Origin of the sequence: Alcaligenes pakistanensis (assembly GCF_014652815.1) — a bacterium.
Taxonomy (GTDB): domain Bacteria; phylum Pseudomonadota; class Gammaproteobacteria; order Burkholderiales; family Burkholderiaceae_B; genus Alcaligenes; species Alcaligenes pakistanensis.
Genome location: NZ_BMZN01000002.1, coordinates 828,771 through 853,245, shown reverse-complemented (window position 1 = coordinate 853,245; position 24,475 = coordinate 828,771). Strand labels below are relative to the sequence as shown.

Annotated in this window: 18 protein-coding genes; 5 read left to right on the top strand and 13 right to left on the bottom strand. The window is 55.7% G+C overall.

The annotated features are described in order from the left end of the window. Positions 1 to 130: 130 nt before the first annotated feature. Complete coding sequence (gene yoaA / locus IE156_RS08815; RefSeq protein WP_189392130.1) at positions 131 to 2,176, bottom strand: DNA repair helicase YoaA; 2,046 nt, start codon at positions 2,174 to 2,176, stop codon at positions 131 to 133. Positions 2,177 to 2,336: 160 nt separating this feature from the next. Between yoaA and IE156_RS08810 the strand changes: the two genes are divergently transcribed. The 3 genes from IE156_RS08810 (at position 2,337) to IE156_RS08800 (ending at position 6,076) form a co-directional block, all read left to right on the top strand. Beyond that, a complete protein-coding gene (locus tag IE156_RS08810; RefSeq protein WP_189392129.1) occupies positions 2,337 to 4,685 on the top strand; it encodes a Tex family protein in 2,349 nt (782 codons plus the stop codon). Positions 4,686 to 4,688: 3 nt separating this feature from the next. Beyond that, entirely contained in the window at positions 4,689 to 5,201 is a 513-nt protein-coding gene (locus IE156_RS08805; protein WP_189392128.1) for a hypothetical protein, read from the top strand. Between the two features lie 242 nt (positions 5,202 to 5,443). After that, a complete protein-coding gene (locus IE156_RS08800; protein ID WP_189392127.1) occupies positions 5,444 to 6,076 on the top strand; it encodes a CatB-related O-acetyltransferase in 633 nt (210 codons plus the stop codon). Positions 6,077 to 6,433: 357 nt separating this feature from the next. On the opposite strand, the gene IE156_RS08795 is transcribed toward IE156_RS08800, so the two are convergent. The 5 genes from IE156_RS08795 to IE156_RS08775 form a co-directional block, all read right to left on the bottom strand. After that, positions 6,434 to 7,756, bottom strand: a complete 1,323-nt coding sequence (locus IE156_RS08795) for a tryptophan--tRNA ligase (protein WP_189392126.1) — start codon at positions 7,754 to 7,756, stop codon at positions 6,434 to 6,436. A gap of 75 nt (positions 7,757 to 7,831) precedes the next feature. Next, a complete protein-coding gene (zapE, locus tag IE156_RS08790; protein WP_189392125.1) occupies positions 7,832 to 8,923 on the bottom strand; it encodes a cell division protein ZapE in 1,092 nt (363 codons plus the stop codon). A 221-nt stretch (positions 8,924 to 9,144) separates the two neighbouring features. Next, positions 9,145 to 10,572: a dihydrolipoyl dehydrogenase gene (gene lpdA / locus IE156_RS08785; protein ID WP_189392124.1), complete on the bottom strand. Its 1,428-nt coding sequence runs from the start codon at positions 10,570 to 10,572 to the stop codon at positions 9,145 to 9,147. Positions 10,573 to 10,733: 161 nt separating this feature from the next. After that, positions 10,734 to 11,942 (bottom strand): 2-oxoglutarate dehydrogenase complex dihydrolipoyllysine-residue succinyltransferase, encoded by a 1,209-nt coding sequence (gene odhB, locus IE156_RS08780; protein ID WP_189392123.1) that lies wholly within the window; start codon positions 11,940 to 11,942, stop codon positions 10,734 to 10,736. A gap of 34 nt (positions 11,943 to 11,976) precedes the next feature. After that, positions 11,977 to 14,844 (bottom strand): 2-oxoglutarate dehydrogenase E1 component, encoded by a 2,868-nt coding sequence (locus IE156_RS08775; protein ID WP_189392122.1) that lies wholly within the window; start codon positions 14,842 to 14,844, stop codon positions 11,977 to 11,979. Positions 14,845 to 15,364: 520 nt separating this feature from the next. Between IE156_RS08775 and IE156_RS08770 the strand changes: the two genes are divergently transcribed. Together IE156_RS08770 and IE156_RS08765 are read left to right on the top strand one after the other, a co-directional pair. Then, on the top strand, positions 15,365 to 17,659 hold the full coding sequence (locus IE156_RS08770; protein WP_189392121.1) for an NADP-dependent malic enzyme: 2,295 nt from the start codon (positions 15,365 to 15,367) through the stop codon (positions 17,657 to 17,659). 222 nt (positions 17,660 to 17,881) lie between these two features. Then, positions 17,882 to 18,457, top strand: coding sequence for a hypothetical protein (locus IE156_RS08765; protein ID WP_189392120.1), 576 nt, complete (start codon positions 17,882 to 17,884; stop codon positions 18,455 to 18,457). A gap of 128 nt (positions 18,458 to 18,585) precedes the next feature. On the opposite strand, the gene gltA is transcribed toward IE156_RS08765, so the two are convergent. The 7 genes from gltA to IE156_RS08730 all read right to left on the bottom strand — a co-directional run bounded on the left by gltA (position 18,586) and on the right by IE156_RS08730 (position 24,369). After that, positions 18,586 to 19,890 carry a citrate synthase gene (gene gltA, locus IE156_RS08760; RefSeq protein ID WP_189392119.1) on the bottom strand — a complete coding sequence of 435 codons (1,305 nt, stop codon included), beginning with the start codon at positions 19,888 to 19,890 and terminating at the stop codon, positions 18,586 to 18,588. A gap of 18 nt (positions 19,891 to 19,908) precedes the next feature. Then, complete coding sequence (locus tag IE156_RS08755; protein WP_189392118.1) at positions 19,909 to 20,169, bottom strand: FAD assembly factor SdhE; 261 nt, start codon at positions 20,167 to 20,169, stop codon at positions 19,909 to 19,911. Between the two features lie 18 nt (positions 20,170 to 20,187). Further along, positions 20,188 to 20,904, bottom strand: coding sequence for a succinate dehydrogenase iron-sulfur subunit (locus IE156_RS08750; protein ID WP_189392117.1), 717 nt, complete (start codon positions 20,902 to 20,904; stop codon positions 20,188 to 20,190). A 13-nt stretch (positions 20,905 to 20,917) separates the two neighbouring features. Further along, positions 20,918 to 22,696, bottom strand: a complete 1,779-nt coding sequence (sdhA, locus tag IE156_RS08745; protein ID WP_189392116.1) for a succinate dehydrogenase flavoprotein subunit — start codon at positions 22,694 to 22,696, stop codon at positions 20,918 to 20,920. A gap of 3 nt (positions 22,697 to 22,699) precedes the next feature. Beyond that, positions 22,700 to 23,083 (bottom strand): succinate dehydrogenase, hydrophobic membrane anchor protein, encoded by a 384-nt coding sequence (gene sdhD / locus IE156_RS08740; protein ID WP_189392115.1) that lies wholly within the window; start codon positions 23,081 to 23,083, stop codon positions 22,700 to 22,702. After that, complete coding sequence (sdhC, locus tag IE156_RS08735; protein ID WP_189392114.1) at positions 23,083 to 23,496, bottom strand: succinate dehydrogenase, cytochrome b556 subunit; 414 nt, start codon at positions 23,494 to 23,496, stop codon at positions 23,083 to 23,085. The genes sdhD and sdhC overlap by 1 nt, the downstream gene beginning before the upstream one ends. A gap of 102 nt (positions 23,497 to 23,598) precedes the next feature. Next, the gene (locus IE156_RS08730) at positions 23,599 to 24,369 is read right to left on the bottom strand and encodes a GntR family transcriptional regulator (RefSeq protein ID WP_189392263.1); all 771 of its coding nucleotides are present in this window, start codon (positions 24,367 to 24,369) and stop codon (positions 23,599 to 23,601) included. Positions 24,370 to 24,475 lie beyond the last annotated feature (106 nt).

Below are 24,475 nucleotides of genomic sequence, written 5' to 3'. Positions count from 1 at the left end.
CGCTCTTGCAGCGCTAGTGCCCCTTAGGGCGGTGTGACGGAGTGGAAATGTCCGCGAGGCATGGCTGAGCCCCGGTAATCAACCGGTTCCAATGTGAGGTAAGCAAGGGTAGCCATAGCCGTGATTGTACTCACAGCCCATCTCCTATCGAACCATCCGTAACTTCCTCGCTTTGCCGCTTGGCCTTCTGCTCCCGCAGAAACGCCAGCGCACGGGCAGGATCACGAGTACGGGCAAAGGGTGGCAAGCCACGCCACAGCAATTTTCCGTAGGGTTTTTCGACAATGCGAGTATCGCCTACCAGCAGCACACCCCAATCACGTTCAGTACGAATCAGGCGGCCTGCCCCTTGTTTTAGAGCAATCGCGGCTTCTGGCAGCTGGTATTCCATAAAGGCATTACCGCCTCTATCCTTGCACTCTTTAATCCGGGCTTCCAGCACCGGATCATCAGGCGGAGCAAAGGGCAGCTTGTCGATAGCGACTAACGTCAAGGCGTCACCGGGGAGGTCAATCCCTTCCCAGAAACTGGCGCTACCTACCAGCACCGCATTGCCACGCGCACGGAATTCGTCCAGCAGGACTTGGCGCGAACGCTCCCCCTGTCGCAGCACATTGCGCTCTATATCTTCCTGATCGAATCGATCCCGGAGCATATCCGCAATACGCTCTACCGCGCGCAGGGTCGTACAGAGCACCAACACACCGCCCTGCCCTGCCTTGATCAACGGCATCAGCGCATCGACGAAGGCCTGGTTGAAATTGGGGTGACTAGGCAAGGGCAAGGTGCTGGGCACATAGAACAGCGCCTGATTAGGGTAATCAAAGGGCGAGGCCCAGGATTCGGTACGGGCGTCGAACAAGCCCAGCTGTCGCTTGAAGTGATTGAAATCACCATGTACAGACAGCGTGGCCGAGGTCAGTACCCAGGACTGCTCTTTACCTCTGTAGCGCGAGAAAATCTTAGCTACCGACAAAGGCGCACTATGCAGACGCAAATAGTGCTGACCACTTTCCACCCAACGCACGAACTCGTCGGGCTGGTCTTCATCTTTTTCACTTTCTGGCAGATAAGCGTGACGGCCCTGGCGATCCGGCTGACTCCACTGGAATAAACGCGCACGTAGCTCCAGTGCGCTTTTATGCGCAGCCGCCAGATCAGGGTGGCGTTCAGCCACCATGGCCAGCATCTTGATGACTTTATCGAAGGTTTCCAGCAGTAGCTCCAGCGCCTCGTCAAACCGTTCCGGTTCGGGCAACGCCTGGAAAGTGGCACGACCACCTTGGGCAGCCAGCGTTGCGGTGCGCAGGTGCAGATCACGAGCCGCTTGTTCCAGCTTGCGGGAGACCTGGCTCCAATCTACGGTTTCGCGGGCTTGGGCCAGACCTGCCGCTTCGATCTGCCGACACAAGTCGGTCAATTGATACAAGGACACGCTACTACCCAGGAAACGGGTTGCCACATCAGGCAATTGATGCGCTTCGTCAAAGACCACCAGATCCACACTGGGCAACAAGTCCGTCACGCCCTCTTCACGCAAGGCCAGATCCGCCATGAACAAAGCATGGTTCACCACCACCACATCCGCATCCTGGGCATGGCGGCGTGCTTTCATCACAAAGCAGTCGCGCACAAAGGGACAATCCTGACCCAGGCAATTATCTCGAGTGGAAGTGACTCGGTGCCAAATATCCGCATCTTCGGGGACTTCAGCCAGTTCGCCCTTATCGCCACTACGGCTGCGCTCGGTAAACAGCTGGATGGCACGCAGGTAAGCAATTTCCGCACGGGACTTCAAGGCCCGGTCGTCCTGCCCCAAGCGCTCCAGATGGTAATGACAGACGTAGTTGCTACGCCCCTTGAGTAAAGCCACATCCACCGGCAGTGCCAGCGCTTTACGCAAATGGGGAATGTCCCGACGGAAAAGTTGATCCTGTAAGGTGCGTGTCCCGGTCGAGACCAGTGCTTTACCGCCTTGCATGAACACGGGCACCAGATAGGCCCAGGTCTTGCCCGTTCCTGTGCCCGCCTCGGCAATCAGAACACCGGACTCGGCGACGGTTTCGCTGATGGCTTGGGCCAGCTCCAGCTGGGCCTGCCGCGGACGATAGTGCGGGACAGACTCTGCCAGGGGGCCTTGGGGGGAAAATATATCGGAATAATCCTGCAACAACATGGGGCAAAACCGCTAAGGGAGAGGTGACGAATGACAGAACTGTCTACAATCACAGTGGAATACATACAAGATGATACCTGCCAATCCTGGGTCGCTGCCGGTCTTTATGGCAAAATGCGGCGCTTGCAGACCCTTTTACAACGATGGACCCATAACTGAAATGACTGTGGAAACCCTCGCCCAGCAACAGGATCACCAGCAGATTCTGGCGCTACTGGCCTCTGAACTGAACATCCGCATCCAACAAGCCGCCTCTACGGTTGAGCTCTTGGACAACGGGGCCACGGTCCCTTTTATTGCCCGTTACCGCAAGGAAGCCACCGGCGGGCTGGACGATAATGTCCTACGTGATCTGGAAGTGCGCCTGATCTATTTGCGCGATATGCAATCGCGCCGTCATGCCATTCTGGAATCGATCCGCCAGCAAGAAAAACTGACGCCCGAGCTGGAACAAGCCATTCTGGCTGCCGACACCAAACAGCGTCTGGAAGACTTGTACGCACCCTACAAGCCCAAACGTCGTACCCGTGCCCAAATCGCCCGCGAAGCCGGCCTGGAGCCGCTGGCTGACGCTATCCTGGCCCAGGCCAATGCAGACCCTCTGGCGCTTGCCGAAGGCTATCTGAACGCCGATGCCAAGATCGACACCGGCAAAGCTGCCCTGGATGGTGCCCGCGACATTCTGGCTGAGCGCTTTGCCGAGCAAGCGGACCTGCTGGAAGCCATGCGTGACCACCTGTGGAAGTCTGCACACCTGTACTCCAAGGTTGCCGAAGGCAAAGAACAGGATGGCGACAAATTCCGCGACTGGTTCGATTTCAACGAGCCGCTGCGTCAACTGCCCTCCCACCGCGTGCTGGCTTTGCTGCGCGGTCGCCAACAAGGTGCGCTGGACCTGCGTCTGGGCCTGAACCCAGAGCAAGATCAACTGCTGCCGCATCCTTGTGTGCTGAAAGTGGCGGAGCTGACGGACATTGGCGCCGACTTCTCCGCTGATGCCAGCCCGCGCGATCACTGGCTGGCCGAAGTCTGCCGCTGGACCTGGCGGGTGAAACTGCTGACAGCCTTTGAGTCCGAGCTCATCGGCCGTTTGCGCGAAGAAGCCGAACAAGAATCTACCCGTGTATTTGCCGCCAACCTGCGCGATCTGCTGCTGGCCGCCCCCGCTGGCAACAAAGCTGTGCTGGGTCTGGACCCCGGTATCCGTACCGGCGTGAAAGCCGCCGTCATCGACGCTACTGGCAAAGTCCTGGATACGGCTACGGTCTACCCCTTCGAGCCACGCCGTGACCGTGAGGGCTCGATTCGCACTCTGGCCGGTCTGGCCACTCGTCACCAGGTTGAGCTGGTGGCGATTGGTAACGGCACAGCGTCGCGCGAAACCGAAAAACTGGTTGCTGACCTGCAATCGGCCTTCCCGCAATTGCCGCTGACCCGTGTGGTGGTGTCCGAGGCAGGCGCTTCGGTGTACTCCGCTTCCGAGATGGCTGCCCAGGAATTCCCTGATATGGACGTCAGCCTGCGGGGTGCGGTATCCATTGCCCGTCGCCTGCAAGATCCCTTGGCCGAACTGGTCAAGATCGACCCCAAGTCCATTGGTGTCGGTCAATATCAGCACGATGTGAATCAACGCGAACTGGCCCGCAGTCTGGACGCAGTGGTCGAGGATTGCGTGAATGCGGTCGGCGTGGACGTTAATACCGCATCGGCTCCCTTGCTGGCCCGTGTTTCTGGACTGAACAACACCTTGGCCAAAAACATTGTGAGCTGGCGGGACGAAAACGGCGCCTTCCACAGCCGCAAGCAATTGCGCGATGTGCCCCGCTTCGGTGAAAAAGCCTTTGAACAAGCCGCTGGCTTTTTGCGCATCCCCGGCGCCGCCAACCCCTTGGATGCCTCCTCAGTTCACCCTGAGGCCTACCCCGTTGCCGCCCGTATTCTGGAGCGTTTGCAAACTGAAGCCAGTGAAGTCATGGGAAAATCGGGCGCACTGAAAGGTTTGTCGCCCTCGGACTTTACCGACGAACGCTTTGGTTTACCGACCGTGCGTGATATTTTTAACGAAATTGAAAAGCCCGGCCGCGATCCGCGCCCTGAGTTCACCACAGCCAAATTCCAGGAAGGCATCGACTCCCTGAAAGATTTGACGCCCGGCATGATTCTGGAAGGCGTGGTCACCAACGTAGCCAACTTTGGTGCCTTTGTAGACATAGGCGTACACCAGGACGGTTTGGTTCATATCTCGGCCCTGTCTGAAACCTTTGTGAAAGACCCGCGTGATGTTGTTCGCGTAGGCCAGACCGTTAAAGTTAAAGTCCAGGAAGTAGATGTTGCCCGCAAGCGTATTGGTTTGACCATGCGCCTAAACGACGACAGTGCCCCGGTGCGAGGCTCCAGCAGCGCAAATAACGCTCCCCAGCGCCGCTCCGGGAACAATCGCCCTAACCGGCAAGCTGATCCGGCACCGACTGGTGCAATGGCAGCCGCCTTTAGCAAACTTCGGAGATAAGCCATGACGGAGACCGAGCGCTTTTCCAGCCTGACGCGTCTGCTCAATCTGCTGACCGGATTTGATCAGAAGGAACAGGATATTGAGGCCATCAGCCAGTCCGTGCTGAGCGCCAGCGCCAGCCCGGCGGCCATGGGGGAAGCTTATGGCAAGCATGCCCAGAACCTGATGGACCATGACCCCGATGGCGCACTGATCCTGGCCATCAGCTACGAGCTGGACGACTATCTGGCCTTGGCCGATACCGTGGATGAATTGTGGGAAGAAATCCTGGCCGCATTTGAAAGCCAGGACCTGCCCGCCTTTCCCTACGAGGACATGCCCTTTCAGGACGTGGACGGCTTTTTCCAGTGGGCCAATGAGCAATTGAAGCAGTTCCATCCTTCATATTGCCTGCTAGAGTTTGCCCAGAGCTACGACGAAGAGTTCCAGCTGATTGTCATCAAGCGTGAAAATCTGGACGAGATTTTGAGTCTGTGCGAACAGCTAGGTATTCCAGCCCAAACGGCGGAATAAAGCCTTAGCTCAAAGTCTGACAGCAAACATCAGGCCCTGCATGAGCATTCATGCAGGGCCTGATGTTTTATAGCTTTTTTAAGGGCAACAGCCTGTCAAAGCGCATTAGACTAACGCACTCACTAGCGTCAATCGAACAGGTTCCGCAACATTGCTCTGCTGGCCTGAACGCGAACACACTACTTTGCCCGCTCACGCGTAAAGCCCACTCTGGCACGGCAAAGCCAAGAAGGAGAAACAGGGTGCAAAAGCACTGGTCGCAGGTCGAACTCCTGCATGAAACCGTATCCAACCCCAATATCCATGTGCGTGGCACACACAGCTATTACAGCGACGCCTGGAGTGGGAGTTTTGAACAAAGCGTGGTGCGTTACCTGTACGGGGACGAGTACAGCCGCAATGCCTGGACCTCGCAGTGGCCTGTAGACCAGCTGCATATTGGCGACTACGTCTGCATCGGGGCCGAGGCCGTCATTCTAATGGGCGGCAATCACACTCACCGCATGGACTGGTTCAGCCTGTACCCCTTCGTAGACAAGATTACGGACGCCTATGTGGGCAAAGGCGATACCCATATCCACGACGGGGCCTGGATTGGCATGCGCGCCATGATCATGCCCGGCGTGGTCGTTGGTGAAGGTGCTGTGATTGCCTCTGGCGCGATGGTCACCAAGAATGTTGCGCCGTATACCATTGTTGCGGGGAATCCGGCTGTGCCGGTGCGCAAGCGCTTTGATGAAGAGACCATCGAGCGTCTGCTGGCCCTGAAGCTCTACGAATGGAGTGAAGAAAAATTCACAGCTTTGCGAGAAGCTATCTGCGCTGAGGATATTGTGGCACTGGAACAGGCCAGCAAGGATTGGGACCAGACATAAGCGGTTTAAAAGCGAAAGCCTCGCAAAATCCGAAGTCTTCTACTCACTAAGCCTCAGCTTAAAAGCAAACGCCGTCCGGACCAGGGCTTCAGCAAAGAACCAAGTACAAGGCGCATAGCTCTCAACGCGACAGACACTAACAAGCCCGGCGAACTTCCAAGCCGGGGATGTCACCCGCTTACTCAAGGCAGTCATAGAAACAGCCCCAAAAACCTGATGATGCTCTGGTTTTTTGGGGCTGTTTTTCTCAAACTATCTGTCGCTTAGATCATCGTAGCAGCAGCGCGAAGGACCTTGCTGTATCTACTGCGAAATCAATCTCAAACGATAGATCAATCCCGCTGCAGATTACCCAGCTTAGTCACGCATCGAATTCAAAGCGGCTTCGATCGCATCACGCAAATCTGCCGATACGCGGGCTACTTCTTCACCGGCACAATGAATTTGCAGCTCTTGGCCGTCTTGCTTGACCACGTCTGCAAACGCCGCGGTCTGCAAAGCCTTGATCGCCACACCCGCCTGTTTGGGGTCCGCATAGGAGTTGGACAGGAACAGCTCTTGCCCGGCGGCATCTTGCAGACGGAAACGGAAGCTACCGTCTTCGTCGCGGAAGTTCACAAAGCGGGCTTTACGGGCCTTGGCTTCTGTCTTGCTGGCTGCGCTACTCAACGGATCGCGCAAGCCAACAGCGGCCTTCAGTTCGTGGATAAACGGCGTTGCGTAGGCACGGGCTTTGCGGGCCCCTACTTGCAGCAGGTCTTCAATATCTTGTGGACGAGCCATCAGGTTCTCGTAACGCTCGCGCATGGGGGCAATCATGGTTTCCAGAACCTGATGCAAAGCCTCTTTGGCCTCGCCCCACGCCATGCCCTCGATCAGTTGCTGACGGAAAGCCTGGGTCTGTTCTGGCGTCGCAAAGGCCTTGTACAAGGCGGTCAGGTGAGAGTCGTCCGGGTTCTTGGACTCGCCTGGGCCTTTGGAGTCCGTCACGATGCGGGCGATGGCAGACTTCAGGGCCTTAGCGCCACCTTCAAACAAGGGAATGGTGTTGTCATAGCTCTTGGACATCTTGCGACCGTCCAGGCCCGGCAACAAAGCCAGGTCTTCTTCCACCTGTACTTCAGGCAGCACAAACAGCTCTTTGCCACGACCGTACAAATGGTTGAAGCTCTTGGCAATATCACGCGCCATTTCCAAGTGCTGTACCTGATCACGGCCCACGGGAACTTTGTGTGCGTTGAACATCAAAATGTCAGCTGCCATCAGCACCGGGTAGCTGAACAAGCCCATAGTGACACCATCATCTGGCTCAATGCCAGCAGCTTCGTTTTTATCCACGGAAGCTTTATAAGCGTGGGCTCGGTTCATCAGACCTTTGCCCGTCACACAACCCAGCATCCAGGACAGCTCTGGAATTTCTGGAATATCGGATTGACGATAGAACGTTACTTTTTCCACATCCAGGCCGCAGGCTATCCAGGTCGCCGCAATCGCACGGCGCGAAATGGCTACGCGCTCCGGGTCGTCACATTTGATCAGGGCGTGGTAGTCGGCCATGAAGAAAAATGCGTCGACATCAGCTTGCTGGCTTGCACGGATAGCAGGACGAATCGCCCCGGCATAGTTGCCCAAGTGTGGAATCCCGGTCGTGGTAACGCCGGTCAGTACTCGTGTCGTCATGATAAAAAATACGCTTATAAAACTACGTGTCAGGGTCAGGGATCAGGCGCATTGGCCACCGGCCGCGCCCAATGCCTACAAAATAACTGCCTGGCGCCGTTCTGACTCCAGGTACTCGCGCGACTGCATTTCCATCAAACGCGAGACAGTACGGTGGAACTCGTTGGCCATCGGGCCATCTACATACAGCTCTTCCTCGGGCACCGCTGCGGACATAATGAATTTCACTTTGTGATCGTAAAAAACGTCGACCAGCCAGGTGAAACGCCGCGCGGCAGAGGCATCGCGTGCCGTCATACGAGGCACATCGGACAAGATTACGGTCTGAAACCGGCTCGCCAGTTCCAGATAATCGTTTTGCGAACGAGCGCTAACGCATAGGGTCTCAAAGTCAAACCAGACGGCAGAACCTGACAAGGCTACTGCCTTCACTTCACGGTTCTCAATCGTCAAGACGGGCTCCAGCGGAGCGGTATCCGACAAGGCCGAGAACATGGACTGCAACTCTGCCGAGGTTTCAGGACCCAATGGCGTCAAATAGGTTTTCACCTGTTCCAGCGCACGGCGGCGGTAGTCTACGCCCGTATCCACGTTCATGATGTCCATGTTCTTCTGGATCAGCGCAATGGCAGGCAGAATTCGATCGCGGTGCAAGCCTTCCGGGTACAGAGTGGATGGCTCGTAATTGGAGGTCATAACAAAAGACGTGCCGCGCTCAAACAAGCCCAATAGCAGCTTGTACAGAATCATGGCATCGGCCACATCCGAGACGTGGAACTCGTCAAAACAGATCAGGCGATAACGCTTGGCGATACGCTTGGCAACTTCATCCAAGGGGTCAGCCATGCCTTTGACCTGATTCAGCTCTTTGTGCACGCCGCGCATGAACTCATGGAAGTGAATCCGGGTTTTGCGCTTGAGCGGTACCGTCAGGTAAAACGCGTCCATCAGGAAGCTCTTGCCACGCCCTACGCCACCCCACAGGTAGACACCACGCGGCACCTCTGGGCGGGAAAACATACGACGCAAGGTGCTGGAGCGCATTTTGCGAAACTCCAGCCACTCGTCGTAATAGCGTTGCAATCGGTCAATGGCTTGTTCCTGCGCTTGGTCAGCGCGGTAGCCTTTTTCCGCTAAAGCCTGATGGTAATACTCGCGAACATTCATATCACTGAAAATAAAAGAACCTGTCCAAGACAGGTAGTGGTCTGTCAGAAAGCGCCATAGTCATAGCCAAGCGTCCTTCCGATACAGAATCTGGGCATACTGCATGGTCAATTATCCCATGCATGGCAAGCCCTAGGGACTGGTCTTGATCAAGCCAATCATTTGACGAAAAAAAGGGCGAGCCCGTGCCCGCCCTTTTCCAACAACACGCTGAAAGTCTATCAGAAGTTCAGAGCGCGTTTGTCCACCGCCAAAGCGGCTTCTTTCAGTGCTTCGGACAGTGTTGGGTGAGCATGGCAAATACGGGCGATGTCTTCCGACGCGCCACGGAATTCCATGATCGCAACCGCTTCAGCCACCAGCTCAGAAGCCACAGGGCCCACAAAGTGAACGCCCAGGACTTCGTCGGTCTTGGCGTCAGCCAATACCTTCACGAAACCGGTAGTATCACCCAGAGCGCGAGCACGCCCGTTAGCCAGGAAGGGGAAGCTGCCAGCGCGGTAAGCACGGCCTTCAGTCTTCAATTGCTGTTCGGTCTTGCCAACCCAAGCGATTTCGGGCGAGGTGTAGATAACCCAAGGTACGGTGTCGAAGTTGACGTGAGGTTGCTGGCCAGCCAGACGCTCGGCCACAGCGACACCTTCTTCTTCAGCTTTGTGGGCCAGCATAGGACCACGCACCACGTCACCCACTGCCCAGATACCTGGCAGGCTGGTTGCACAATCGTCGTCAACGACCACAAAGCCGCGCTCGTCCAGTTTCAAACCAATGGTTTCTGCACCCAGACCGGCAGTGTTAGGCACGCGACCAATGGACACGATCAGTTTGTCGGCTTCCAGCTTGTGCTCGGCACCTGCAGCGTCTACGTAGCTGATGGCAACGTGCTTGGCTGTCTTTTTGATCTCGCCAACTTTCACGCCCACATTGATCTTCAGACCTTGCTTGGTGAAGGCTTTCAGGGCTTCCTTGGCAACGTCGCGATCCACAGCGGACAGGAACTCAGGAGCACCTTCCAGAATGGTCACTTCGGCACCCAGACGACGCCACACGCTACCCAGTTCCAGACCAATCACACCGGCACCGATAACGGCCAGTTTCTTGGGAACCTTGGGCAGACGCAGAGCACCGTCGTTGGACAGAATTTGTTCTTCGTCGAACTCGGCACCGGGCAAAGCACGTGCCGAGCTACCGGTAGCGATGATGACGTTCTTGGCAACCAGCTCTTCAGCATTGGCACCGGCCACGTTCACCGACCAGCCGCCGTCAACTTTGGCACCAAACGTAGCGGTACCGTGGAAGAAAGTGACCTTGTTCTTTTTGAACAGGTACAAGATGCCGTCGTTGTTTTGCTTGACGACCACGTCTTTACGACCGACCAGCTTATCCAGATTCAGCGAAACGCCTTTAACGTCCACGCCATGCTCGGCCAAATGCAGATTGGCGTGCTCAAAGTGCTCAGAAGACTGCAACAAAGCCTTGGAAGGAATGCAACCTACGTTGGTGCACGTACCGCCAGGAGCGGGTTTGCCTTCAGCGGTGGACCAGGCGTCCACGCAAGCGACACTCATACCCAGTTGAGCAGCACGGATGGCGGCAATGTAGCCACCAGGGCCTGCACCAATCACGACAACATCAAATTGCTTAGCCATAAAAAATCCCATAAATGTGAGAAGAAACACTGGACCGCCCAACGATCAGACGGGAAGCAATCAGGTGGCTAAAGCCTACCCCCAGGTTCCTAAACAAAGTCGGCCAAGGCTCAGAATCAAGCACTTGGCCGTAAACATACTAGACCGAAACGACTACGTGCTTAGACGTTCAGCAGCAAACGCTGAGGATCTTCCAGCGCTTCTTTCATGGCCACCAGACCCAACACCGCTTCGCGACCGTCGATGATACGGTGGTCGTAAGACATGGCCAGGTAGTTCATGGGGCGAATGACGATCTCACCGTTTTCCACAACAGCACGATCCTTGGTGGCGTGAATGCCCAGGATAGCGGACTGAGGTGGGTTGATGATCGGGGTGGACAGCATGGAGCCGAACACACCACCGTTGGAGATCGAGAAGGTACCGCCTGTCATTTCTTCCAGGGTCAGCTTGCCGTCACGAGCACGGGCACCGAAGTCAGCGATTTGCTGTTCGATTTCGGCGATAGTCAGTTGGTCGGCGTTGCGCAAAATAGGCACTACCAGACCGCGTGGGCTACCGACAGCCACACCAATGTCGAAGTAACCGTGGTAGATGACGTCCTTGCCATCTACCGAGGCATTCAGCACGGGGAATTTTTTCAGAGCAGCGACAGCCGCCTTGACGAAGAACGAGGTGAAGCCCAGTTTGACGCCGTGCTCTTTTTCGAACTGATCTTTGTACTTTTTACGCAGATCCATCACCGCTTGCATGTTGACTTCGTTGAACGTGGTCAGCATGGCGTTTTCGGATTGCGACTGCAGCAGACGCTCGGCGATACGGGCACGCAGACGGCTCATGGGCACGCGCTGTTCTGGACGACCGTCCAGGGACAGAGTTGGAGGTGCAACAGGAGCAGCAGGCTTGCTGGCAGCAGGAGCGTTGGCTTGCAGTGCGTCACCCTTGGTGATGCGGCCACCACGGCCCGAGCCTTCCACGGAACTGGCTTCCACGCCTTTTTCTGCCAGGATCTTGGCAGCAGCAGGCGAAGCTACGGAAGAAGCGGCCGAACCGGCAGCCGGAGCGGCGGCTGGTGCAGCAGCAGGAGCAGCTTGTTCAGCGGCGGCCGGAGCAGCGGCACTGGCTTTGCCTTCGGAGTCGATACGAGCCAGCACGTCGCCGGAGGTAACGATGCTGCCGTTAGCCTTGACGATTTCGCTCAGCACGCCCGAAGCAGGTGCAGGAACTTCAAGCACGACCTTGTCGGTTTCAACTTCGATCAGGATCTCGTCGGCCTGAACCATTTCGCCAGGTTGTTTTTTCCACTCCAGCAAAGTTGCTTCGGAGATGGATTCAGAAAGTTGGGGAACCAGAACGTCGGTAATTGCCATGATTATATTTTCCGTATTTAAAATTTGGGGTGCGTTATTTGGTCAGCATGAAGCCTTTGCGTACGCCGAAAGCCTGCTCCAGCAACGCCTTGTGTTGTTCCTGGTGTTTGGCCAGGTAACCGACTGCAGGCGAGGCGGAAGCGGCACGACCGGCGTAACCCAGCTTCTGACCTTCGGTCATGTTCTCGTAGATGTGATGCTGAACGTAGAACCATGCACCTTGGTTTTGAGGTTCGTCCTGAACCCAGATTACTTCCTTGGCGTTGCTGTACTTGGCCAGTTCTGCCTGGAAGGCCTTGTGGGCAAACGGGTACAGCTGCTCCACACGGATAATGACAATATCGTTGCGCTCCAGCTCTTTACGGTGGTTAACCAGATCGTAGTAAACCTTGCCCGAGCAAGCCAAGACGCGTCTGACAGCAGCTGCATCAATCGCCTCGTCCACTTCGCCGATTACAGGCATGAAGTGGCCTTCAGACAGATCGCTCAAGGGCGACGTAGCGTCTTTATTACGCAGCAAGGACTTGGGCGTCATGATGACCAAAGGCTTGCGGAAAGGACGGATCATCTGGCGACGCAGCACGTGGAAGATCTGAGCGCCGTTAGTAGGCTGAACAACCTGAATGTTGTTGTCTGCGCACAGTTGCAGGAAACGCTCGATACGGGCGGAGGAGTGCTCTGGGCCCTGGCCTTCGTAACCGTGTGGCAGCATCAAGGTCAGACCGCAATGACGGCCCCACTTGGCTTCACCCGAGGTAATGAACTGGTCGATTACAACCTGGGCACCGTTGGCAAAGTCGCCGAACTGAGCTTCCCAGATAGTCAGGATGTTAGGTTCTGCGGACGCGTAACCGTATTCAAAGGCCAACACGGCTTCTTCGGACAAGACCGAGTCAATAACCGTAAAGCTAGCCTGGCCCTCGGAGACGTTTTGCAGAGGGATGTACGCACCGTCGTTCCAGCGTTCGCGCTTTTGATCGTGCAAAACAGCGTGACGGTGTGTGAACGTACCACGGCCCGAATCCTGACCGGTAATACGGATGGCGTAGCCATTGTTCACCAGCGTAGCAAAAGCCAAGTGCTCGCCCATGCCCCAGTCCACTTTAGCTTCGCCACGTGCCATGGCACGACGGTCGTTCAGCATGCGGTTGACCAAGGGGTGAACCGTGAAGTCCTCGGGAACGGTTGTCAGCTTTTCACCGATGCGCGTCAGTTCGGACAGTGGCAAGGCGGTATCAGCCTGGTCAGTCCATTTGGCGCCCAGGAAAGCGGACCAGTCAGTGGCGTACTTGTTCTTGTAGTCAGTCAGAACAGGTTCAACCGTACGCTTGCCGTCTTCCATCAGTTGACGGTAGCCCTTGACCAGATCTTCAGGCTCGTTCTCGGCCAGAATGCCTTGAGCTACCAGCTTGTCGGCGTACAGCTTGCGCGTACCGTTATGCTGGCCAATTTTCTTGTACATCAGCGGCTGGGTCATCGAGGGAGTATCTTGCTCGTTGTGGCCCAGTTTACGAAAGCAGACGATATCAACCACGACGTCGTGTTTGAACTCGCGGCGGAAGTCCAGTGCCAGCTGTGTCACGAACACGACGGCTTCGGGATCGTCGCCGTTGACGTGGAACACAGGGGCTTCAATCATCTTGACCACATCCGTGCAATACAGCGTGGAGCGTGTATCGCGGGGGTCAGACGTTGTGAAACCGATCTGGTTATTAATAACGATGTGCAGCGTACCACCGGTACCGTAGCCACGAGTCTGGGCCAGGTTCAGTGTTTCCATCACCACGCCCTGACCGGCAAAAGCCGCGTCACCGTGCACTAGCACGGGCAGTACCTGGCTACCTTCTTCGTCGTTACGACGATCCTGGCGAGCACGGACCGAACCTTCAACCACAGGATTCACAATTTCCAGGTGGGAAGGGTTAAAGGCCAGGGACAGGTGAACAGGACCGCCACGAGTGGACAAGTCGCTGGAGAAACCGTTGTGGTACTTCACGTCGCCGTCGGTTAAGCCCTCTGCGTGATGGCCTTCAAACTCAGCGAACAGATCAGCAGGCATCTTGCCCATGATGTTGACCAGCATGTTCAAACGACCACGGTGGGCCATACCCACGATGATTTCCTGAACACCGTTCTCGCCGGCATGGTTGACGACTTCATCCATACACGCGATGAAGCTCTCGCCACCTTCCAGAGAGAATCGTTTTTGACCTACGTATTTAGTGTGCAGGAAGCGTTCCAGGCCTTCGGCCTCGGTCAGCTGCTGCAAGATGTTGCGCTTTTGCTCAACGTTAAAAGAACCGGTACCGGGCTCTGACTCCAGACGTTGCTGAATCCAGCGTTTGACGACCGGGTCGGAGATGTACATGAATTCTGCGCCCACCGAACGTGCGTACGTATCACGCAAGGCCTTGAGCATGTCGCGCAGCGTCATGGTGTCAGCTTTGGTGAAGTAGGTGTTGGTGGCGGAGTAGACCTGGTCTAGATCCGCTTCGGTCAGTCCGTAAAAAGCGGGGTCCAGTTCAGGGATGCTGGGGCGTTCGGAACGCTTGAGCGGGTCCAGATCGGCAATGCGTGCACCCAGAGAGCGGTACGCCGCAATCATGGACTGGATCGAGACTTGCTTCATGGCAACAGCCAGATCCGGTGCTTGCGCGCTGGTCAGGAAGGCGTTGGCTTTGGCACGCTGAGCAAAGGACTCGACGATAGGCGCATGCGCTTGATCGCGGGTGCTGTCGCGGCCGTCAGTAGCAGGCTGATGCTGCAGCTGATCGAAGTACTCGCGCCACTGGTCAGCGACCGAGCCTGGATTGTCGAGATAGGACTCGTAGAGTTCTTCGACGTAAGGAGCATTGCTCCCGAACAAATAAGAGTTACTGAGCAGTTCTTTTTGCGATGACATTATTACGCTTCACCTAGCCGAGTGTTTCACTCGTGTTGAGATGCAGGAAAACCTTCCGCGACACGGACCTCGCCGGTTAGCGGATAGCAGGAGCAGAAGGCAACGTAGGACGCCTTATACAAGCCGTATCGATCTAGTATAACGCCGCACACCAAAGGCGCAATTAATGACATCTAAAATGCTTGGCGACTGCACCATACCGTTGGCATTAACAAACACATCAATCAATCACAAGGGCGAATTCTTACAAAAGAAGCGCGCCAAATCATGATTGACGCCTCTTAGCGGCCCCACATGAAGGAAAAATTCCGATATGCTAATCGGGTACAGCACGTATGCGCTTCGCGGGCCCTTTTCCACCAAACCGAGCCCACACTGCCCCAGGCCATCCTCTGGCGGGCATCCAAGCGTTGCCATGACATATGCTGTCTATAACAAATCAGCACCTACCTGGTGACTGTATTTCTTATAAATTAGATTCACTTTTACACTAGAAAATCCTATCAGGAGCTTTACCAAAATGGATGCCAACGCCGATCTGGCCAAACTTGCGCTGGACTATCACGCGTATCCCACTCCCGGGAAAATCTCGGTGGTTCCCACCAAGACCCTAGCCAATCAAGATGACCTCTCGCTAGCCTATTCCCCCGGCGTCGCATCTGCCTGCATGGCCATCTACGCCGAAGGCGAAGAAGCCGCCGCCAAGTACACATCGCGTGCCAATTTGGTGGCTGTTGTCACCAACGGTACCGCTGTGCTGGGTCTGGGCAATATCGGCCCTCTGGCCGCCAAGCCCGTCATGGAAGGCAAAGGCTGCCTGTTCAAGAAATTTGCCGGCATCGATGTGTTCGATATCGAGCTCAACGAAACCGACCCGGACAAGCTGGTCGATATCATTGCAGCGCTGGAACCCACCCTGGGTGGTGTAAACCTGGAAGACATCAAGGCTCCCGAGTGCTTCTACATTGAGAAGAAGCTGCGCGAGCGCATGCGCATCCCCGTCTTTCACGACGATCAGCACGGCACCGCCATTATCTCCTCCGCCGCTGTTCTGAACGGCCTGAAAGTCGTCAACAAGAACCTGAGCGACATCAAGCTGGTGTGTTCGGGCGCAGGCGCTGCCGCCATTGCGTGTCTGGACTTGCTGGTGGCATTGGGTGTGCAGCTCAGCAACATTTTTGTGGCTGACTCGCGTGGCATCATCTGGAAGGGCCGCGACGAAAACATGGAGCCCAACAAGGCTCGCTATGCTCAAGAAACCGATGCCCGTACCCTGGCTGATGCCATGGTCGATGCTGACGTATTCCTGGGTTGCTCGGCTCCTGGCGTCCTGAGCGCCGACATGGTCAAGACCATGGCCGACAAGCCTTTGATTCTGGCCCTGGCTAACCCCGAGCCTGAAATCCGCCCTGAAATCGCCAAGGCTGCCCGCCCTGATTGCATCGTCGCTACTGGCCGTTCGGACTACCCGAACCAGGTCAACAACGTGCTGTGCTTCCCCTTCATTTTCCGCGGTGCCCTGGACGTTGGTGCCAGCGTGATCAACGAAGAAATGAAGCTGGCTTGCGTGAAAGCCATTGCCGAGCTGGCCCAGGTCGAGCAAAGCGACGATATGGCGACCGCTTACGGTGGCGAAGACCTGCGTTTTGGCCCTGAGTACATTATCCCCAAACCGTTTGATTCCCGTCTGATCGTTCAGATCGCTCCTGCCGTGGCCCAAGCTGCGATGGACTCCGGCGTTGCCGCCCGTCCGATCGAAGACATGGACGCCTACCGTCAGAAACTGATCGCCATGACCTACCACACCGGCCCGCTGATGCGTCCGTTGTACATGCAGGCCAAGGCTGCTCCCAAGCGCATCATCTACGCCGACGGCGAAGACGAACGTGTCTTGCGTGCTGTTCAAACCGTCGTGGACGAAAAGCTGGCCCAGCCTATTTTGGTAGGTCGCCCCAGCGTGATCGAGATGCGCGTCAAGAAAGCGGGTCTGCGTCTGGAAGCTGGCAAGAACGTGCAAATCGTTGATCCTGAAGACGACGATCGCTTCACCGAAACCTGGACCTCCTACTACAAGCTCAAAGCGCGTGAAGGCGTCACTCCAGACATCGCCAAAGCCATGATCCGCAAGCACAACTCGCTGATCGGCGTGATGCTGCTGCAACGCGGTGACGCTGACGGCATGATCTGCGGTGTGGCCAGCAACTACGACAGCCAACTGCAATACGTTGAGCAAGTCATTGGCCTGAAGAAAGAAGCACAAACCTTCGCCGCCATGAACGTCCTGATGCTGCCAACACAAACTCTGTTTGTGTGCGACACGCACGTTAACGAGAACCCCAACGCCGAACAGATCGCCGACATGACGATCCAGGCCGCCGAGGAAGTTCGTCGCTTTGGCGTGGTGCCTCGCGTGGCTCTCTTGTCGCACTCGAACTTTGGCAGCCGCCAGACCGAGTCCTCGCGCAAGATGGCCAAGGCTCGTCAGATCCTGGCTGAACGTGCTCCAGACCTGGAAGTGGACGGCGAGATGCACGCTGACTCCGCTTTGTCCGAGAAGATCCGCCTGAAAGCCTTCCCCGACAGCACGCTGCGCGGTTCGGCTAACCTGCTGATCACGCCTAATCTGGACGCCGGCAACATCACGTACAACATGCTGAAGATGACAGGTAGCAACGGTGTGGCCATGGGCCCCATCCTGCTGGGTGCGGCTCGCCCCATCCACATCCTGACCACTAGCGCCACTGTGCGTCGCATCATCAACATGACAGCCCTGGCTGTTGTGGATGCCCAGCAAGAAGCTCAGCAAAACAGCTAATCCTGTTTAGCTAAATAAAAACCGGATGCGGCTTTACGCTGCATCCGGTTTTTTTATGGGACGTGTATTCATACATCCTTGCCCTACTCCTTACGCCGCACCGCAAACACAAAAGTAGCTGCGACCTCAGCAATCCTCCACCAGATTGCCATGGGTTCTCGTATCGCTAAGCCCCAGCCGAGTCATATAATTTGACATCCAGGTCACCCAAGGAAGGCGCACGTGTCTTTGAGCGACAAATACCTACCCAACTCTCATTTCCACGAAAGGCATGCGCTGGACATAGCAGCTACGCAAGCGGAGGTGATCGCAGCAGCACTCTGCTACAAACCGGATAGCGATCTGATATTTAAATGTGCTATTGCTGCACGCGGACTCCCCATGCGACTATTCGATTTATTGAAACGTCGAAAAGCTGTCTCCCAAGCGCCATTCAGCTTGGACAATTTCACCATGCTGGAGCAAAACGCAGACCAGGAATTGGCATTTGGCTTAGCGGGGAAATTCTGGATGCTTAACTACGGACAATCCGCAGTAAAGGATGGGGCAGAGTTTCTTGCATTCAAGGAGTCTGGTGCCGCCAAGCTGGTACTTAGCTTCAAGACTGAACAGCTGAACGACAGCCACACCCAGTTAAGCACCGAAACACGCGTGTTCTGCCTGGACAAAGAGGCACGACGTAAATTTACGCCGTATCGGTATCTGATCAGGCCTGTTAGTGGTTTGCTTCGACGCCGTATACTGGCCTCCATTCGTCAGGACGCCACCGACACTACACACCCCAGCACCACAGCCTGACAAAGACGATTCGCGCCTTCATGGCCATACACTGCTAAAACTATATTGAAAAAAAAACGCACCCCATCAAGGAGTGCGTACTTTTGCCTTCCCCTACTGCTGATGCCGCAGGGGAAAAGCATCAGCGATTAACGCTGAGCAGGTACGTCGCGCTGGACTGGACCCACGTACAACTGACGTGGACGGCCAATCTTGTAGTCTGGATCGGACAGCATTTCGTTCCACTGAGCAATCCAGCCCACGGTACGAGCCAAAGCGAAGATCGCTGTGAACAAGGACGTTGGGATGCCGATGGCGCGCTGAACAATACCCGAGTAGAAGTCTACGTTAGGGTAAAGCTTGCGTTCGACAAAGTAAGGATCTTCCAGCGCAATGCGCTCGACTTCCATCGCCAGCTTGAACAGAGGATCGTTCTCCAGGCCCAGGGCCTCCAGAACTTCCTTGCAGGTTTCTTGCATCAGCTTGGCGCGTGGGTCGTAGTTCTTGTAGACACGGTGACCAAAGCCCATCAGACGCACGCCCGAGTTCTTGTCTTTGACCTTCTCCATGAACTCGCCAACCTTGTCGATGCCGCCGTTGGCTTGCAACTCTTCCAGCATGTTCAGGCAAGCTTCGTTTGCACCACCGTGGGCAGGACCCCACAAGCAAGCAACACCCGCAGCGATCGCAGCGAAAGGATTGGTTCCAGACGAACCGCACAGACGAACGGTAGAAGTCGAGGCGTTTTGCTCGTGATCTGCATGCAAAATGAAGATACGGTCCAGAGCGCGCTCAACCACTTCGTTGACTTTGTAGTCTTCGCAAGGCGTCGCGAACATCATGCGCAAGAAGTTGCCGGTGTAGGACAAATCATTCTTGGGATAGATGAAAGGCTGTCCCAAAGAATACTTGTACGCCATCGCAACCAGAGTAGGCAGCTTGGCGATCAAGCGAATAGCCGACACATGACGGTGATGAGGATTCGTGATGTCCGTGGAATCATGGTAGAACGCCGACAAGGCACCGACCAGGCCAGTCAGTATTGCCATGGGGTGAGCGTCCGGACGGAAACCACGCAGGAAATGCTGCATCTGTTCCTGAACCATGGTGTGGTTCGTGACCAGGGAATCAAATTCCTGCTTTTGATCCGCGTCAGGCAAGTCGCCGTTCAGGATCAAATAGCACACGTCCATGAAATCGCACTTTTGTGCCAACTGGTCGATCGGGTAGCCACGGTACATCAACTGGCCTTTGTCGCCGTCAATGTAGGTGATACCGGATTCGCAAGCCGCCGTTGCCATAAAGCCCGGGTCATAGGTAAACATACCTGTCTGACCGTAAAGCTTACGGATATCGATCACGTCTGGACCTACGGTGCCCTTGTGTACAGGGAACTCAACCGAAGGGCTTCCGTCGGAGAAGGATAGCGTGGCTTTTTTATCTGACAATTCCATCACTTTTTTCCTCAATGGTTATAGCTTTCGCATAATGTCTACTAGTCGCTGAATGTCCGCTGTGGCGTACTGCCCTTCTGGCTCAGAGCGAGCCAAAAGGACATCCAGCAAAACTGTATCGTCCATTTCGAACAAGCGGGTCAGGGCCGACACGTCCTGATCAGTTAGCTCGTTTTCATATTGATCCAGAAAACGGGTGATCATCAGGTCGTTTTCAAGCAAGCCCCGGCGCGCACGCCAGCGCAGGCGCGCACGCTCCAATTCCGTCAATGTTCTCATCGGTACATACCCACCTTTTTAGATACTGCGACGCACCAGCATTTCTTTGATCTTGCCGATGGCATGCGACGGGTTCAGGCCTTTTGGACAGACATCCGTGCAATTCATAATCGTGTGACAGCGGAACAAGCGGTATGGATCTTCCAGATTATCCAAACGCTCGCCGGTCGCTTCGTCACGCGAGTCAGCGATGAAACGGTAGGCTTGCAACAACCCAGCAGGACCGACGAACTTGTCGGGGTTCCACCAGAACGATGGGCAAGAGGTCGAGCAGCAGGCGCACAGAATGCACTCATACAGACCATCGAGCTCCTCGCGAGCTTCAGGCGTTTGCAAACGCTCTTTCTCTGGCGGAGGGGCATCGTTGATCAGGAATGGCTTGACCGAATGGTACTGATCGAAGAAGTGGGTCATGTCCACGATCAGGTCACGGATAACCGGCAGACCTGGCAGCGGGCGCAACACCACGGGTTCTTTCAAGTCACGCATATTGGTGGTGCAGGCCAGACCGTTCTTGCCATTGATGTTCATGGCATCGGAACCGCACACACCTTCGCGGCAGGAACGACGCAGCGCAATACTGTCGTCCATGTCGTTTTTAATGCGCAGGATCGCATCGAGCAGCATCTTGTCGGTAGGTTCCAACTCGACTTCGATCTTTTGCATGTAGGGACGCTCGTCCTTATCAGGATCGTAGCGATAGATTTCAAATTTGACCTTACGTTTTTGGCTCATGTCAGTATCCTGCTTAGAAAGTCCGGGCCTTGGGCGGAATAGTTTCGGCTGTCAGAGGCTTCATCTGGACAGGCTTGTACTCCAGACGGCTGCCTTCCGAGAACCACAGGGTGTGACGCAACCAATTTTCGTCATCACGTTCAGGGTGGTCGTTCAGGGCGTGAGCACCGCGACTTTCAGTACGATTGGCAGCCGACTTGGTCGTGGCACGCGCCACTTCGATCATGTTGGCCACTTCCAGAGCTTCAATACGGGCGGTATTGAACACCTTGGACTTGTCTTTGAAGTAAATGTCTTTGACTTCGGGGATCAGGGAGTCGATCTGTTCAACACCCTTGTGCAGCAGATCCAGGGTACGGAACACGCCGCAGTGGGCTTGCATCGCCACACGGATCTTGTTGCCCACGTCTTGTGCTTTCTCGCCCGAGGTACGGGATTCCAGACGGTTGACGCGGTCCAGCGAGAACTCGATGGAGGACTCGTTGATTTCCTGGTGGGAGTGATCTTTCTCGGGGTGCGAATCCACAATGTGGTTACCCGCAGCACGGCCGAACACGATCAGATCCAGCAGGGAGTTCGTACCCAGACGGTTGGCACCGTGTACAGAAGTGGCAGCACATTCGCCGATGGCATACAGACCGTTAACGATCTTGTTCTCGCCCGTTGGCGTTTGGGTCACAACCTGACCGTAGTAGTTCGTGGGGATACCGCCCATCTGATAGTGGATGGTTGGAACCACCGGGATCGGATCTTTGATCGGGTCCACGTTACCGAACTTGATCGCGATTTCGCGAATCGATGGCAAACGTTTCTTGATGACATCAGCACCCAGGTGATCCAGCTTCAGCACCACGTAGCTGCCGTCGCCACAACCACGACCTTCCTTGATTTCCTGGTCCATGGAACGGGACACGAAGTCGCGTGGGGCCAAGTCTTTCAGGGTAGGCGCGTAACGCTCCATGAAGCGCTCGCCGTCTTTATTCAGCAAGATACCGCCTTCACCGCGCACGCCTTCCGTAATCAGAACACCTGCACCGGCAACGCCAGTGGGGTGAAATTGCCAGAATTCCATGTCTTGCAAAGGCAGACCGGCACGAGCAGCCATACCCAGGCCATCACCGGTGTTGATGAATGCGTTGGTGGAAGCAGCCCAGATGCGGCCAGCGCCACCGGTAGCCAGCACAACGCGCTTGCCTTCCAGAACGTAAATTTCGCCGGTTTCCATTTCCATGGCAGTTACGCCCAGGACGTCACCTGCTTCGTTACGCAGCAGATCCAGCGCCATCCATTCCACGAAGAACTGGGTGCGGGCTGCAACGTTACGCTGGTACAAGGTGTGCAACATGGCATGGCCGGTACGGTCAGCAGCGGCACAGGCACGTTGAACAGGTTTTTCACCAAAGTTGGCCGTGTGACCACCAAATGGACGCTGATAAATCGTGCCATCCTGGTTACGGTCAAAAGGCATACCGAAGTGCTCGAGCTCGTACACAGCGTGTGGAGCTTCACGGCACATGAATTCGATGGCGTCTTGGTCGCCCAGCCAGTCCGAACCCTTGACGGTGTCGTACATGTGCCAGTACCAATGGTCTTCGCTCATGTTGCCCAGAGAGGCGCTGACGCCACCTTGAGCTGCTACCGTGTGCGAACGGGTTGGGAACACCTTGCTAAGTACAGCCACGGACAAGCCGGCCTGAGCCAATTGCAGGGAACAACGCATACCGGCGCCACCGGCACCGACCACGACTACGTCAAACTGACGGCGGGGCAAAGAGTTTGTGATGGAAGCCACGGTTTAGAGACTCCAGATAATTTTTGCGAAAAAGACGACGCTGGCTACCAGCCACAGCAAGGTCAACACCTGCAGCAACAAGCGAAGACCGGCGGGCTTGACATAGTCCATCCAGATGTCACGCACACCAATCCAGGCGTGCCAGGACAAAGACAGGAAGAACAAGGTAGCGAGCAACTGGCCCAAAGGCAGGGAACCCACGGTGAACGAGAACAGGCCACGCCAGGTCTCGAAGTTCAGTTCACTGCTAAACAGGATGCCGCCGATGATGACCACGGTGTAGATGGCCATGATGACCGCGGTAACCCGCTGCGCCAAAAAGTCCAAGGTGCCGTAATGAGCACCCACTACCAGTCGGTTTGCGCCAATGCGTTCACGATTAGCCATTACCAAACCCCAAACAGTTTCAAACCAAACACGACGGTCAGCGCCAGGCTAACCCCGAAAACCATACCGGCCGATTTCTTGGCGGACTCTTTGTCGTTACCCAAGTGCAGGTCCAGGGCCAGATAGCGAATGCCTGCACAGAAGTGGTGCAAGTAACCCCAGATCAGAACCAGAAGAACCAGCTTACAGACAGGGTTATCAACGTAGCTGCGCATAGTCGCGAAGGACTCTGGAGAGCTGACGCTCAAAGAGAACAGTGGCAATAAGACGAGCGGCAGGCAAAGAAACAGCAATGCGCCGCTGACACGATGCAAAATCGACGATTTTGCAGCCAGGGGCAAGCGGTAACTCAATATCTGCGGCACGCCGATATTGCGATACTGCGGGCGCTGCTTGGGTGCGGTATCAGACATGATGGCCTCGAAGTAGATAAAAAAAAGTCATAAAATTTTTAACCTTGGTATTTTCACCTATTTGACACTGCGGTGCAGTATCAAATACCGTATGCCGCCGCACTAACTGAGCGTGTTTCGGTAATGAAAGCGCTCAGTCAGGTATAAACCCCGGCGCAATTCCATCGGTCGGTCACCATAGGTATAGGACACGCGTTCCACGTGCAGCAAGGGCGAGCCAAGCGCTACCTGCAAGACCGATGCGGCCTCGCTAGTGGCACTGACAGCACCAATCTTTTCATCGGCGCGCACCATGCTCACGCCAAACTTGCTCTCGAACCAGGCGTACATCGGGCCTTTATTCTGCTCAACGGCTTCCAGGGTCAGGCCCTTGAAGACGGAACCGGGCAACCAGATGTCGTCAAAAATAGTGGGCGTCTGATCAAAGGACAGCACACGGCGCAGGTTCACCACCATATCGGACGTGCGCAGATCCAGCAGCACGGCAACATCGGTGGGGGCCTTCATGCGGCGCACATCCAGAATACGGCTCTGGGAGGCAACGGGTTTGCCATCATCAGGGGCCAGACGCAAAAAACGAAAACGCACACGCGCTTCGTGGTGGGTGGCAACAAACGTGCCTTTCCCCTGGCGACGGATCAGGAGATTGTCGGCAGCCAGCTCGTCGATAGCTTTACGCACCGTGCCCTGGCTGACCTGGAAACGTGCGGCCAGCTCCAGTTCGCTGGGGATGGCTTCGCCGGGCTTCCACTCGCCACGATCCAGCCCTTGCAGCAGCAAAGCCTTAATCTGTTGATACAGAGGGCTATAGGCCGCGCTAGGAGCGGATTTTTCGATTTCCTGGGCGCGTAGCGGCGGCACGTTATCAGACATGGGGCTCATAAAAAATGCGCGATCAATACAGCCTAGGGCGCGCATTTGTTCATAAAATAGACAGTGCACTAATTTTCGCATGACCGGCCCCGAATGTCTAACGCTC

Coding starts and splice junctions, on each gene's coding strand:
- yoaA (WP_189392130.1), bottom strand. CDS start 2,176: ATGTTGTTGCAGGATTATTCCGATATATTTTCCCCCCAAGGCCCCCTG.
- IE156_RS08810 (WP_189392129.1), top strand. CDS start 2,337: ATGACTGTGGAAACCCTCGCCCAGCAACAGGATCACCAGCAGATTCTG.
- IE156_RS08805 (WP_189392128.1), top strand. CDS start 4,689: ATGACGGAGACCGAGCGCTTTTCCAGCCTGACGCGTCTGCTCAATCTG.
- IE156_RS08795 (WP_189392126.1), bottom strand. CDS start 7,756: ATGACGACACGAGTACTGACCGGCGTTACCACGACCGGGATTCCACAC.
- zapE (WP_189392125.1), bottom strand. CDS start 8,923: ATGAATGTTCGCGAGTATTACCATCAGGCTTTAGCGGAAAAAGGCTAC.
- lpdA (WP_189392124.1), bottom strand. CDS start 10,572: ATGGCTAAGCAATTTGATGTTGTCGTGATTGGTGCAGGCCCTGGTGGC.
- odhB (WP_189392123.1), bottom strand. CDS start 11,942: ATGGCAATTACCGACGTTCTGGTTCCCCAACTTTCTGAATCCATCTCC.
- IE156_RS08775 (WP_189392122.1), bottom strand. CDS start 14,844: ATGTCATCGCAAAAAGAACTGCTCAGTAACTCTTATTTGTTCGGGAGC.
- IE156_RS08770 (WP_189392121.1), top strand. CDS start 15,365: ATGGATGCCAACGCCGATCTGGCCAAACTTGCGCTGGACTATCACGCG.
- gltA (WP_189392119.1), bottom strand. CDS start 19,890: ATGGAATTGTCAGATAAAAAAGCCACGCTATCCTTCTCCGACGGAAGC.
- IE156_RS08755 (WP_189392118.1), bottom strand. CDS start 20,169: ATGAGAACATTGACGGAATTGGAGCGTGCGCGCCTGCGCTGGCGTGCG.
- IE156_RS08750 (WP_189392117.1), bottom strand. CDS start 20,904: ATGAGCCAAAAACGTAAGGTCAAATTTGAAATCTATCGCTACGATCCT.
- sdhD (WP_189392115.1), bottom strand. CDS start 23,083: ATGGCTAATCGTGAACGCATTGGCGCAAACCGACTGGTAGTGGGTGCT.
- sdhC (WP_189392114.1), bottom strand. CDS start 23,496: ATGTCTGATACCGCACCCAAGCAGCGCCCGCAGTATCGCAATATCGGC.
- IE156_RS08730 (WP_189392263.1), bottom strand. CDS start 24,369: ATGTCTGATAACGTGCCGCCGCTACGCGCCCAGGAAATCGAAAAATCC.